The 14110-nt window shown below is 33.4% G+C and carries 10 protein-coding genes; 9 read left to right on the top strand and 1 reads right to left on the bottom strand.

Going from position 1 to position 14110, the window contains the following annotated elements; translation table 11 throughout:
• Positions 1 to 63: 63 nt before the first annotated feature.
• The 9 genes from KF896_11710 to KF896_11670 all read left to right on the top strand — a co-directional run bounded on the left by KF896_11710 (position 64) and on the right by KF896_11670 (position 12778).
• Positions 64 to 708, top strand: a complete 645-nt coding sequence (locus KF896_11710; GenBank protein MBX3044375.1) for a hypothetical protein — start codon at positions 64 to 66, stop codon at positions 706 to 708.
• Between the two features lie 81 nt (positions 709 to 789).
• Positions 790 to 1728, top strand: coding sequence for an SDR family oxidoreductase (locus KF896_11705; GenBank protein MBX3044374.1), 939 nt, complete (start codon positions 790 to 792; stop codon positions 1726 to 1728).
• A 15-nt stretch (positions 1729 to 1743) separates the two neighbouring features.
• Positions 1744 to 2427 carry a DUF4919 domain-containing protein gene (locus tag KF896_11700; GenBank protein ID MBX3044373.1) on the top strand — a complete coding sequence of 228 codons (684 nt, stop codon included), beginning with the start codon at positions 1744 to 1746 and terminating at the stop codon, positions 2425 to 2427.
• 12 nt (positions 2428 to 2439) lie between these two features.
• Positions 2440 to 3243 (top strand): orotidine-5'-phosphate decarboxylase, encoded by an 804-nt coding sequence (pyrF, locus tag KF896_11695; GenBank protein ID MBX3044372.1) that lies wholly within the window; start codon positions 2440 to 2442, stop codon positions 3241 to 3243.
• Positions 3244 to 3591: 348 nt separating this feature from the next.
• Positions 3592 to 6069: an aryl-sulfate sulfotransferase gene (locus tag KF896_11690; GenBank protein MBX3044371.1), complete on the top strand. Its 2478-nt coding sequence runs from the start codon at positions 3592 to 3594 to the stop codon at positions 6067 to 6069.
• Positions 6070 to 6121: 52 nt separating this feature from the next.
• A complete protein-coding gene (locus tag KF896_11685) occupies positions 6122 to 10096 on the top strand; it encodes an aryl-sulfate sulfotransferase (GenBank protein ID MBX3044370.1) in 3975 nt (1324 codons plus the stop codon).
• A gap of 680 nt (positions 10097 to 10776) precedes the next feature.
• Positions 10777 to 11682 carry a hypothetical protein gene (locus KF896_11680; protein MBX3044369.1) on the top strand — a complete coding sequence of 302 codons (906 nt, stop codon included), beginning with the start codon at positions 10777 to 10779 and terminating at the stop codon, positions 11680 to 11682.
• Positions 11683 to 11698: 16 nt separating this feature from the next.
• Positions 11699 to 12301 (top strand): hypothetical protein, encoded by a 603-nt coding sequence (locus KF896_11675; protein ID MBX3044368.1) that lies wholly within the window; start codon positions 11699 to 11701, stop codon positions 12299 to 12301.
• Positions 12302 to 12319: 18 nt separating this feature from the next.
• Positions 12320 to 12778 carry a zinc-dependent metalloprotease gene (locus KF896_11670; protein ID MBX3044367.1) on the top strand — a complete coding sequence of 153 codons (459 nt, stop codon included), beginning with the start codon at positions 12320 to 12322 and terminating at the stop codon, positions 12776 to 12778.
• A gap of 45 nt (positions 12779 to 12823) precedes the next feature.
• Here the strand turns inward: KF896_11670 and KF896_11665 are convergent, their stop codons facing one another.
• On the bottom strand, positions 12824 to 14026 hold the full coding sequence (locus KF896_11665) for a porin (protein ID MBX3044366.1): 1203 nt from the start codon (positions 14024 to 14026) through the stop codon (positions 12824 to 12826).
• Positions 14027 to 14110 lie beyond the last annotated feature (84 nt).

Raw genomic sequence — 14110 nt, 5'->3', positions numbered from 1 at the left:
CTCCAATAAAAATGCGAGCTTATTCATCTATAATATTTTGTTTTGTAAATTTTAAAATATATTATGTCAAAAATACTATTTTCTCATTTGATATTGATAAAAAAAATTGAAAATATACTATTAAATCTCAAAGTTATTTCAATTATTACAATTTTAACTGTTTCTACATTATTTTTAAATACAAATGCCCTCTACGGGCAAAAAATGTCATATCCCAAACATCAGATTGGTCTTGGATATTCGTCATTTTCAGCATCAGGTCTTACATATTATCTTGAAATCAATAAGTATTCAGCTTTGCAGGTTTCTCTATTGCCGTACTACACAAGTACAAGTAATAATAATTTAAGTATAATAGCACTATTTGGCGGAGAATATCATTTTAATATTTTCAGAACAAAAGAATACAGGATATTTGCTTTTGCCGCATCAGGAGCGGGACATCTGGAAAGAAGCGAGACGACTTTCAAAATAATCAATGATGTCGAAATACGGGAAACGAGAGTTGACTTAAACAGAATTATTAATTTTGGTACAGGTGCTGGTCTGGAGTATAAAATAAACCGGCAATTTATTGTCAGTGCAGGTATTGGATTGATGTATCAATTGTCTGATAAAGCCAATTTCTCAGAATTTTGGGATAGAAATCCATCGGGTGAATCTTTTCTTGGAATCGGCGGCTCAATATCTTTTCGTTATGCTTTTTAATAATATTTAGCTCAAAATATTATTATTAAAGTATTTTTTTGCATTTTTGAATATTATAATATTTACAATTTAGATTTTTTTATGGCAAGAGTATTAATTACCGGCGGAGCCGGATTTTTAGGTTCGCATCTTTGTGATAAATTTATAGATTCAGGTGATGAAGTTATCTGTATGGATAATTACATAACAGGTTCACCTGATAATATTGCACATCTATATGGTAACAAACGTTTTAAATTCATCGAGCACGATGTTACTGAATATATTTATGTAGAGGGGAATGTAGATTATATTTTGCATTTTGCTTCACCTGCTTCACCGATTGACTATTTAAAACTGCCAATTCAAACTCTGAAAGTCGGCTCTTTGGGAACACACAAGACTTTAGGTCTTGCCAAAGCTAAGAATGCCCGCTATCTCATTGCTTCAACCAGCGAAGTATATGGCGACCCTCTGATTCATCCTCAAAATGAAGAATATTGGGGAAATGTCAATCCTGTGGGCTATCGCGGAGTTTATGACGAAGCCAAAAGATTCGCTGAAGCTATGACTATGGCATATCACAGATACCATAATGTTGATACTCGTATTGTCAGGATATTTAATACTTACGGTCCAAGGATGAGACTTCATGATGGCAGAGCGATTCCGAATTTTATCAATCAGGCACTTCACAATCAACCTGTTACAGTCTATGGCGAAGGTAATCAAACCCGTTCTGTCTGTTATGTTGATGATTTGATTGAGGGAATATATAAACTGCTGCTTAGTGATGAGGTAAATCCAGTAAATATTGGTAATCCTGACGAATTGACTATGCTCGAACTTGCTCACGAAATCATTGAGCTAACAGGTTCAAGCAGCCAAATTATTCATCAGGAACTTCCCAGCGATGACCCTAAAGTCAGAAAGCCCGATACATCCAAAGCTCTTGATTTACTGGGTTGGTCTGCGAAAGTACCAAGAAAGCAAGGGCTGAAAAAAACTATTGATGATTTTAAGAAAAGACTTCTTATATAATATTTTGAGGTAATAATGATTAAGCAATTTTATATAACAATTTTTTTTGCAATTATAAGCACTAATCTGTTTAGCCAGAATTTTGAATCGGTTGATATTAACAAAATTAAAGCCGAAATTACTGACGAAAATAGTGATTATTTTTATCCCAAACTATTTGAAAGATATTCTGAAAACGATACAACTCTCACACTTGACGAGTTCAGACGACTTTATTACGGTCATGCTCTTCAACCTTATTATAATCCGAATATTTCACGAACAGATGACTCAGCAAGAACTTTGAAAGATTTGCTCAGAAATAGAAGTAATGATTTTGGAAGGCTGAATAATCTTTGTAAATTTGTTTTAAGGCTCGACCCATTTTGGATAGATGCATTGTATATTTTAAGTATATCTTCTGAAATGCTTGGCGATTTAGAAACTTCTGAATATGCTGTCTATAAACATACAATGCTTCTGAGAACCATCCTCCAGTCAGGTGATGGACGTTCCTATCAGTCTGCATTTACAATTCTTTCCATATCGGATGAATATTCTCTTCTGAATGCTCTGGGGCTTAAGTTCAAAGAGCAGGCATTGATGCACAATGATGGAAAACCTTATGATTACCTTGCTGTTGAACCTGATGATGAATTGGAAATAGAGGGTTTGTATTTTAATATTGAGCTTTTCTTTGGAAAGGGATTAAGCAAGTAAAGGAAATTTAAGATGAATTCGTTTGAAAAATTAAATACGATACAGGAAAATACAAATTCCTTATTATGCGTGGGATTGGATTCGGATTTGAATAAAATTCCCGTACATCTGGGAAAATCAATAGAATCAATTTTGGAGTTTAATAAGCAAATAATTGATGCAACTATAAAATACGCTTCATCTTACAAATTGAATTTCGCTTTTTATGAAGTTTATGGAAGTGAAGGATTCGATATCCTGAAAAAAACTATAGAATACATTGGAAATGAGCGTTTTGTAATAGCTGATTCAAAAAGAGGCGATATTGGAAATACTTCTGATGCCTATGCTAAGTCGTGTTTTGAATATTTTAAAGCAGATGCAATTACAGTCGCTCCATATATGGGACGCGATTCTATAGAACCCTTTCTAAAATATGAAGACAAAATGACTTTTGTCCTTGCACTTACATCTAACCCCGGTTCGGGAGATTTCCAGCGGCTGGAGTTTGAAGGTAAACCACTCTATCAGCATGTCATAGAAAAAACATGCTCCTGGGGAAGAAAAGAGAATTTAGGTTTTGTCACCGGTGCTACCCATCCTGATGATATTCACAATATCAGAAAGATTATACCTGAAAGTTATCTATTAATTCCGGGCGTCGGAACTCAAGGCGGAAATATCGCTGAACTAATGAATGCAAATTCAGGAGGACCTTGCATAATTAATGTTTCGCGGGATATAATTTATGCAGACAATGGAGCTGATTTTCTTAAAGCAGCCAGAAACAAAGCTAAGTTTTACAGAGATGCATTTATTATTGATAAAATATCTTAAAATAATTACATTTTTTTCGTTTATTGATTATTAATTCATTTAGCACACAACTAATATTCGAGAAAGATTAATAAATATTCATAATTATTATGAGTATTTACTGTTACATACTGATATATAATCACTTATTAATTATTTATGAATTACTTATATAATATTATGATTAATCATTTCCAGTACAATTCATCAATTCTTATACTCTAACCCCTCTCGAATACTCATTTTATGTAAAAACTGCTCAAATCAACCTATTTAATGCAAAATATTATTTTATTATGAACGAATAATTTAATAATTTTAATTTTATAAATGGACACGATAGTAAAAAGTTTTTAAAGGATTGCAATTATGATAGATAAATTACATAAATTGACTAAGTTTTCAGCTCTAATAATAATTATATTTTATTCAATGAGCTTAAATATAAATACGAAGGAATTACCTGATAATTTTCCTCCTTTTGATATTCTGACATTAGATAAACCTGCCCCCGGAATCATGATGTTTGCAACTCGTGGTGCAGGGTACGGCAGTTATATTTTGATAACTGACAGCGCTGCAAATGTACTGAATTACCGTCCTGTAACAAGTGTTACGAGCAATTTCAGCGTCCAGCCAAATGGTCTTATAACATTCAATTCTGTTCAGCAGGGATATTTCAAAGCGTATAGTGAAGCGAGATTTTACATCGCTGATACCTCACTTACAGTTATTGATTCGATAGTATCCGGCAATGGCTTTATTCCGGCACCCCACGTATCTGAAATTTTACCTAACGGGCATTATGTGTACAGTTCATTTGAGGCACATCACATTAATATGTCAAAAGTTGTGGAAAATGGCAATCCGAATGCAATCGTAGCAGGAGCAATATTGGTTGAGATGGACATTGATAAAAATGTAGTTTTTCAGTGGAGAAGCTGGGATTTTATTAATATTGAAGATACTTATCAGCCTATTGATGACTTTTTGAATATTATTACTCTGTACTCAAATTTTAATTCAGTGGCTATTGATTCCGATGGCAATTATTTGATTTGCAACAGATTGCTTTCAGAAATTACTAAAGTAAATCGCACAACCGGGGAAATAATCTGGCGACTTGGTGGCAAACATAATGAATTTACATTTATTAATGAAAACGAAAATAATGCTCCAATTTACTTCTCAATGCAGCACGATATAAGAATTCTTCCAAATGGAAATATTACTTTGTTTGATAATGGCGACCAGCATGACCCGCCTTATTCAAGAGCAGTTGAGTATGAAATTGACGACGTAAACAAAACTGCCACATTAGTCTGGGAGTATGTGCCTGATGTAAGGGTTTTTGCAACTGCAAATGCTTCAACTCAAAGACTTCCGAACGGGAATACTATTATTGGCTGGGGAAATACTACATCAAATCCCGAAAAACTTGATATTACAGAAGTTAATAAAGATAGTAAAGTCGAATTTGAAATGCGTCTTCCTAAGACTATCAATGCTTTCAAAGCACTGAAATTTCCTTATCCAATAGGAAAAGAAAGTAATAAAGTTTCGCGAGATGAACTTCTTCCATTAAACACTTACAAATTCAATAATTCATTTGATACTACAGGGGTTACAATTGTATTCCAGAGTTTTGAAGGATTTATGTACAATTGGATTGATGTTTATAAATATGAGTATGCCCCTTTATATCCGAGATTTACAGGCAAAGTTCCGAATGTTGCTCCATACAGATATGAAGTGAATGCTTACAGTTTTAATAATTACGAATGTGAAATAAGATTCAATTTAGATGGTATGATTAATATTTACAATCCCGAAAAATATACAATTTATTACAGAGATACAAACGATAAAAAAACCTTCATACCTTTAGTAACGACTTATAATCCCCAGACAAATGAACTTTCAGCAAAAACTAATGTACTTGGCGAGTTTATTCTTGCAAAAGATTATCCGGAATCAAAGCCAAATCCTCCATTTTTATCAACACCTGAAAATGGCAAAAGACTTGAAAATGGTCAAGTTGTAAATTTTGCTTGGAGTCCAAATGGTTTCTTCAGAAAATCATCGTTGATGGTAGCCGATAATCCTGATTTTGAAAATCCTGTTTTTCAGGAAAATGAGCTTGTTGAAACAAGAATTAATTTAAATGAATTTGATGCTGATAAAACATATTATTGGAAAGTTAAATCATATAACGACAGCTTTGAAAGTGATTGGTCGGAAACATTTATGTTTGCTTTAGAGCCGGGTTTTATTGAAATAAGTTCACCAAATGGCGGCGAAGTATGGCATAAAGACGGCTTCAGAAAATTTGTTAACTGGGACCAGAATGTTGTCGTACCAGTTAGGATAGAGCTTCTTCTGAAAGATGAAGTTGTAATTGTTCTTGATTCCATCGAAAGTTATACCGGTGCATATGCATTTGAAATTCCGGAACATATAGAGCCGGATTCTAATTACAGAGTTCGAATTGTTTCGCTTAATGACGAGAATTTATCCGGTATCAGTCAGGGTTATTTCACAATCAAACCTGATCCGTCAAGTGTAAATGAGATGTATGAAGATAATTCTTTGAAATTTGTTAGTATTTACCCAATTCCTGCTCAGAATGAAGTTAATTTTGAAATAAATTCAGAAGTATTGGAAAATTTAACAATCTGTGTTTATGATTTAAGGGGCAATTTAGTAAAAAATGTTGTCTTAAATTCTGATAATATTAATCAGAATCTTCTCAATTTAGATTGCAGTGATTTACAGACAGGTTCATACATATACAAACTTATATCAGGTAATAGCTCAAAAACAGGAAAACTAATTATTAAGCGATAGGTAAGCCATGAAAAAGTTTTATTTTATTTTAATAGTAATACAGCTTAGCATTATGAGCGAGCTATATAGTCAACCTGAATATCAGTTTACAGTTGAAAAACTTGATAAACCCTATCCGGGATATATCAGATTTGATTGGGTATTAAATCCTAATTTTGCTGTAGTGGATAATTACGGCTATTATCAAGGTTACAAACAAACCCGTGAAGGTGGACCCTATTTCTTTGAATTGAGGAATGGCAATTTTGCTCAATTATCAAATGACGTATATTATATTTATGATAAAAATATGAATCGAATAGACAGCATTCCAAATAAAACCGGATTTGCTACAGATTTCCATGATTTTATTTCTCTTAGTAACGGACGTTATCTGATGCTTGTTAATGAATTGCATCAAATTGATATGAGTCAAATTGTTGAAGGTGGAAGAGAAGATGCTTATGTTATAGATAATATTTTAATTGAAACCGACAGGACCGGTACTGTTTACTGGGAGTGGCATGCTTTAGATCACATGGAAATAACAGATGCTACACCGGATATTGATTTGACTATGGTCGGCATTGACTTTGCCCATATTAATTCAATGTTTGAAGATGCTAATGGTAATATACTAATATCTATAAGACATTTTGATGAAATTGCTCTTATCAACAAGTCAACCGGTGAGTTTGCCTGGCGAATTGGCGGATCATATTCAAAGAATAATCAATATTCATTCACAAATGATTTTAATGCAGATTTCAAAGGGTTTTCTCATCAGCATACTGCTCAAATTTTACCAAATGGCAACATACTAATGTTTGATAATGGTAATATGCGCGAAAATCCATTTTCGCGTGCAGTCGAATACAGTGTCAATCATTCTTCAAAAACAATTACAAAAGTATGGGAATTTATAAATAATCCTCCAACATACAATGCATCAATGGGAAGCGTTCAGAGATTGCCAAATGGTAATACTTTAATTGCATGGTCACGCGGAACAATCAATGAAGTAAGACCCGATGGTTCTGTTGCTTTTGAACTTAATTTAGCATATAATTTCCCTTTCTATAGAGCACAAAAAGTAAGTTATTCTTCTGTTTACGATGAAAAGCAAATATCAGGAGCAGGAAATTATAATTTTACAGGTGCAAATGGTAATACAGGTGTATCAATTTCTGTTGCAAATATTGGTCAAATGACAAGAACCTATTTGCAAAAACATGACTATGCTCCTCCATATTTTGAACCGAGTAATCAGAATCTGATTAGTACATTGCCTTTACGATGGGTACTTTCAACTGACAAGAATGAGCCGAATTTAAACGGTACTTTTAAAGTTAGATTGGCTGACTTAAATTATAATGATTCTCCTTCTAAACTCGTTATTTATAAGAGAAGCAAGGAAGGTTATGGAGTTTTTGAAATGCTTCAAACCTATTATAGTCAAGCAACGGGTGAGCTTTATGCTGATTTTTCCGGGTGGGGTGAATTTGTAATTGATGTTATTGATTTGGACAAACCAATTTTACTTTCTCCATCATACAATTCCTTTATTTCAAATGAAGGTAATCTTGTGTGGAGCTCGGTTACAGGTGCAGAATATTATCAGGTTCAGTTATCCAAAACTCAGAACTTTTCAAATACCTTATTTTCACAAATCGTAAATAATGATACAAAATATAACTTTTCAAATTTAAGCTTCAATGATAAATATTTCTGGAGAGTGAGAGCGATAGCAACAAAAGATACATCTGAATGGTCGGATGTATTTACATTTAACACAAATGTAGCTGCTCCGGAGCTTACTTTCCCCGATGATTTTTCCTTTGGTTTTTCACCTAAAGACACAATTAAATGGTCAAAAGTTGATGGAGCTGACAGTTATCAAATTCAAATTAATTACTATGAAAATTTTACAAACCCAATCATAAATGCAAAAAACATAAATAATAATTATTTCACTTTTCTTGGTTTTACACATAATATCAAATATTACTGGAGAGTCAGAGCTTTCAAAGGTTCAGACTCAAGCAGCTGGTCGGATGTACGGGAATTTACCACTGTAATTGCCACACCTATTTTATCGTCTCCTGCCGATAGTGTAATCAATGTTCCCAATAAATTTAATTTTTCGTGGAGTTACGTTCAGGGTACAGACTTTTATGAATTTCAGTTAGCTGATAATGTAGAGTTCGATAATTTAATAATGAGTGCCGACAAACTTAAAAACGAAAGTATAGAAATAAGTGAGCTCCAATATGATAAAAGCTATTTCTGGAGAGTAAAGGCATCAAGGTCAACTGATGAAAGCGACTGGAGTGATACCAGAATGTTTACAACAATGCTTTCGCCTGTCCAACTGAAATATCCGGACAATAATGCTAATAATACCAATGTAGATATCAGACTTTCTTGGGATAAGAAAGCGGCAGGTATAAAATTCAAACTGCAAATATCCAATGATTATAATTTTGAAAACATTTTTATTGAGTTGGATAATTTAGAGTATAATTATTATCAAATCGAAGAGCTTGCTCCAAATAAGACTTATGTTTGGCGTGTAATGGCATACCGTGATGAATTAATAAGCCCTTGGTCGAATTCCTTTAGCTTCAAAACAGGGAAAGGACTTGAGTTAATGCCTCCGAGTTTGATTCTTCCTCATGATGGAGCTGAAGCATTTTCTGAAGTGAGTTTGCATTGGAACCAAAGAATAAAAGCTATTAACTATACACTTCAAGTTTCAACGAATAATTTGTTTGCTAATAATGTTATTGAACATAAAAATATTAAAGAAACGCACCTTATACTTGAAGATTTGAAAATTAATGATACATATTATTGGCGTGTTAAGGCTTATAGTAAGTATGACAGTAGTGGCTGGTCTCAGGTTAGATCGTTTAATATAATAGAGCCGGGCAGGATTGTTGAACTTGTAAAACCCGGAAATGATGCTTTACAGGTTCCACTTGCAGGAAAACTGGAATGGAATGAAATTGCAGATATTGATTATTATACATTACAAGTTTCAAAGAATTCCAATTTTGATGAAAATATAATATTTGAAGATGTTTATAAAAATAGCTTTTTTAATTATATCAATTTTGATTATCACACTACATACTTCTGGCGTGTAAGATATTCAAGAGATGGAGAATTGAGCGAGTGGTCAGCCACCTGGCCCTTCACGACTGCTTCCAAAACATCTCTTAGTATTCCGGTGATAACAAATCTTAAAGACGGAGTTACAACAGTTCCTGTTGCAGGAAAAATATCATGGAATCCTGTTTCTTACGCTTCTGATTATCAAGTTTCAATCTCTAATCACGAAAGTTTCAGAACAATAATGTATAAACAGTCCGGTATAATTGGAAACGAACTGAATTATAGCAACCTCGAATATGGAACATTATATTACGTCAGAATTGCTGCTTCTAATGATTCATCAAAAAGTCTTTGGTCAAAACCTCTGAAATTTACTACTGAGCTTGAATCGCCGCTGATTACATTCCCTGCAAAAGGTAGCATTAACGTACCAAAAGATGGAACAATCACATGGGTACTTCAAAATAATATTCACAGATATCATCTGCAAATTGCGACTGATGAAAATTTTGAAGGTGTAATTAGTGAACTTTCCAATTTCGACTATGAATTCTATAATTATTCATTGGAGAATAATACCAAGTATTTCGTAAGAGTAAAATCTTTTAATGATACAAATTCGAGCAGGTGGAGTGATATTGTTGAATTTACTACTCAAAACCCTTCATCAGTTGAAGAAAGCAATGATTTATTTGTAAATATTTTTCCCAATCCCTCATCCGACTTCATCACAATCCGGCTAAGCGACATAGGGCTTCAGCCCTTTGCACGAGCAGAGAAAGTGCAGCTATTCGATATGCTCGGTTTAGAAGTTATGTCTGTATGGATAGGGCTTGACCTGTCCACACAAAGAATAGATGTATCTCATCTGCCCGCAGGAGTGTATTTCATCCGTATTGGTAATAAGGTGGAAAAATTTGTGAAGATGTAGAAATACCGTAGGGGCAGGTTCGGAACCTGCCCCTACTTTATATATAAATCCGCGAAATTCTTCAATCCGAATAATCTGCGATTCTGACAATAATTGGGAATTAGGTGGAGAAATTTTCTGATTGTGAAAAAAAGTTTGCACATTAATTAAATTCTTCCTATTTTAGTAAAGCGATAATGGTAATTACGAAAAATAATGATTTTAACTGGAAAAAATATTAGAAACAACAGTAGCATTGCCCCGAAAATTGAGGCAATCGTAAACCTTTTTGCCATTTTGTTATCTGCATTTTTCAAACGCTTTATCTCTCCTTTATTACTTCAACAGAAAAAGATTTTTTGTTTAATAAATTTTGTCTCAACGAATTCTCAACGAATTCTCAACGAATTCTCAACGAAAAGTATTTTCACAAAATTAAAATATTTATTTTATTTGAGGAGCTTAAAATTCCCGGAATTACGATTTAGCGGCAGATAAGATTTACAAAATATAAATCATTTCTGTCGCAAAATTGGATGATTTTGGACTTAGGAATAATTATCCTTAGTCTTTAAATGGTCATTTCAACATCTTTTCTTATGGTTTTAGATTTAATATTTACAAATATAAAAATTCTAGAAAATTGTTGAGATAGAAAATTATCTTCCAAAAATAATTTTTAATTAATTAAGGATTTTATTATGAAAAATACTATTATTATTATAGGATTACTCATCAATTTGAGTTGTTTTACCCTATTATCTCAGAGTCCTCCTTGCTTTCCGGAAGATCAGGGTCTGAATTTTGAAATTCCATTAAATCATAATTGCCCACCATATTCTACAGATATGCCCTTTGATGTGTTGATTGGATATATTGCACTGGATAGTTTAACCAAAAATGTGGATATTGATGACTATTACAGTTTCATGAACAATCAAACATATAATGATACGATCAAAACTATGATGAGATATTTTTATAAAATGCTGGAATTCAATCCTGAAAAATATCTTAACTATAAACATAGTGGACAAATAAATAAGTATGAAGCAATGGATTATGAGCATTTATTTTATGATTTTGTAAGAAGAATTTCTCCAGAACCAATTTTGGATGCTTCTTTGTTGGCTTCATTTGTTATAGCAAAAATAACTGTTAACTCAGTCTATAACTATAATGATTCTATAGCTAGAAGTGCAAAAACAGCAAGTATCATAACGGCATATATTGATAGTTTAATAAAAGGAAAAGTAATTAGTGAATGTCCAAATCCACCTATAATAGGCTCACCTATTCAAAAGTGCATTAAGTTTGAAATTGCAAAGGAATGGTTTACATATAATCCTGATTTTGAAATGATTCCGGGTCAATCATATTTTGTTTTTTTTGATTACAGGCTTATTTGTAAAACAGAAACGTCTTCATACTTTACAATTTTTCCTCTAAGATTTGTTGATTCTAAGACAAATTCAATATATCCGGTTATAGATAACAGCATAATTGATATACATAATGAACTTGGGTTTGGTACAAATATAGATATAAATACATTTTATAATTTAATCCAAACCAGAGTCAATCAAATTAAAAATTTTACACCATAATTAATGAGAGGATAAAATGAACTATCTTATATTGTTTTTATTAGTCTTCAGTTGTTCAAATTTATTAGCAGATGATTGTGGTGTTAATTTAAAATGTGATGAATCAATTAAGTATCCTTATCATGACTGCTTGAGTAATGTTGTTTGTACAAATGAACCTCTTGGTTTGAATCCACCAGTTCGTCGTGGATCTATGCCAATATGTTCAATAATTGACCATAAAGATGGACCAGGGATAATACAATTGCCTACCATGACAGGTCTTGAGACTGTGTTTGATGCTACAAGAATTCAAGAAGATATTAATTGTGCCCAAAGACAATGGAATTGTGTATGTGGTAAACAAGATGCTTCTTGTTCAAGTGGATGTCAAATTAAATTGAGATGGTCTAAAAAAGCTAGTGATTTTAGTAGTCCAACCACTTTAGCATATGCTGAATCTAGGTGGTCATATGGTATAGGGCATCCTTGTATATATAACTGTTCGACAAGTAATATCACATTAAATAATTCAGATTCCTGGAGAGGAAAGAAGATTGATGGATTTTATGCAAAGTCATTTTGCCAGTATGACAGCGATTATTATACTCGAGAGCCAGACAAAGGTTATAATACATAAAATATTTGTTCAGTACTTTTGCATGAAATTGGCCATATTTTAGGTTTAGGTCACTTTGATGATAAACATTGTAACAACCCTGATCCAAAATTGGAGCCAACTTCAGGTGCAGTGATGCGATCCTTTATGCCTGCAAATAGGGATGCTTATAATTTAACTGAATATGATAAATGTGCGGTTGCGAAGCTTCATTGCCCAACTATTACTTCATTTTTTGAATTTATTGATGACAGAGAACAATCAACTTCTTACCCAAATCCCGCAAGTGATTTTATTACAATTCAATTCAGCAACAAAGGGCTTCAGCCCTTTGCAGCAGTAGATAAAGTACAAATATTCGATATGCTTGGAATTGAGGTGATGTCCGTAGGGACAGGGCTTGACCTGTCCACCCAAAGAATTGATGTTTCGCATTTACCGGCAGGAGTGTATTTTATAAGGATTGGTAATAAGGTGGAAAAATTTGTGAAGATGTGATTAAAAAACAAGGGCGAACGACAATTCGCCCTTACTTATATTATTCTAAATTCCGACTTCTAGATTAAATCTGCCTGTCCAGTTTATTCTTTCACTATTTGTAATCATATTTTCAAGAGTATTGTGTATTAACTCAAGTTGTGCTTTAGCTCTGTGATTGCTTATATAATATGATAAACTGCCGGTAAATTGTCTGTTGAATTCAGCGCCTGAGAATTCACGTATAGCTTCATCAGGAATAACTGTTGCCATTCTGACGGCGACTTCGATATTGCTGTCGAAAATATATGATGCCTGAAAAAGATACCCCTGCCCAATATAAACATAAACCGGTGCACCTTCTAAAAATCCGGTGAAAGGCTCATCAGCATTTCTTTGAGCATACTCAGTGTAGAATGCAAATCCTCTGTATTTCAAAATTGCATCAGCCAGAAGAACACTCTGGTCAACAGTCTTCAGAAGCTGAGGACCCAACTGCCCGCGTGTTCTTGTTGATTTCTCGTTATATGAATATGTTACCCCAACTGATAATTTAGGCTTCTGTTCACGCATCAAATCTCCCTCGAAATAATCGCCGCCGCCTGAGAATTTACCAAATGGCAGGACTTCAATTCTTCCTGTATAAGCAAAATTTGCTCCGGGCATTTGTGGAGCATATCTCCCGTCTCCATTTGATAAAGCTCCTCTTATATTAAGTCCTACATCACTTATTTTTGTAGAATACAAACCCTGAATACCGAAATCTCTGTCAATAGTAAATATAGAATTTACTATTGACCTGTCTGTAAACTGCATATCGCCAGAAGAAATAACTCTTTGCCTGTTGCCGGGTAGTTTAGTCTGTCCGATTCCAAGTTGGATATTGGGTGAAAAGTTCCAAAATACCATTGCATCACGAATTAAGTTAGGTAAATCCGAATCAACAATATCCCAGTCCCTTCTTGCAAATGAAAGCTGCAAATTAAAACTAAGCTTTTTATACAATAAACCACCAAAACGCAATCGAAGTCTTCTTACAGCAAGCTCTGTACTTTTTGCGCTTAAGTCAGTTTCCGATACAGTGTTGTAGCTGATTCTGTTTTGCATACGAAATCGCATAATCACTGAAAGAGATGTATCTGCTGTTTCAAACATAATTCCATTTGAATTAAAGTCAAAGCTGGCAGGTGAGCGGGTTGTTTCCTGTGCTTCTATGAAAACAGGCATTGCTGTAAGTAATGCAATGAAATACCATAAACGTAGATTCATTTCTTATCCATTTTGAGAAAAATACAATTAACACAATCTTAACAAATACAAAAGTAATCTGATAATTTTGAATAAAAAAATATG

Source organism: Ignavibacteriota bacterium (assembly GCA_019637995.1).
In the GTDB taxonomy this organism is placed as follows: domain Bacteria; phylum Bacteroidota; class Ignavibacteria; order Kapaibacteriales; family UBA2268; genus JANJTB01.
Note: the sequence above shows the minus strand (reverse complement) of the source record. Positions and strands in the feature narration are given on the sequence as shown.

Excerpts from the sequence above, each read along its gene's own strand:
- KF896_11710 (MBX3044375.1), top strand. The coding sequence starts at position 64 with ATGTCAAAAATACTATTTTCTCATTTGATATTGATAAAAAAAATTGAA.
- KF896_11705 (MBX3044374.1), top strand. The coding sequence starts at position 790 with ATGGCAAGAGTATTAATTACCGGCGGAGCCGGATTTTTAGGTTCGCAT.
- KF896_11700 (MBX3044373.1), top strand. The coding sequence starts at position 1,744 with ATGATTAAGCAATTTTATATAACAATTTTTTTTGCAATTATAAGCACT.
- pyrF (MBX3044372.1), top strand. The coding sequence starts at position 2,440 with ATGAATTCGTTTGAAAAATTAAATACGATACAGGAAAATACAAATTCC.
- KF896_11690 (MBX3044371.1), top strand. The coding sequence starts at position 3,592 with ATGATAGATAAATTACATAAATTGACTAAGTTTTCAGCTCTAATAATA.
- KF896_11685 (MBX3044370.1), top strand. The coding sequence starts at position 6,122 with ATGAGCGAGCTATATAGTCAACCTGAATATCAGTTTACAGTTGAAAAA.
- KF896_11680 (MBX3044369.1), top strand. The coding sequence starts at position 10,777 with ATGAAAAATACTATTATTATTATAGGATTACTCATCAATTTGAGTTGT.
- KF896_11675 (MBX3044368.1), top strand. The coding sequence starts at position 11,699 with ATGAACTATCTTATATTGTTTTTATTAGTCTTCAGTTGTTCAAATTTA.
- KF896_11665 (MBX3044366.1), bottom strand. The coding sequence starts at position 14,026 with ATGAATCTACGTTTATGGTATTTCATTGCATTACTTACAGCAATGCCT.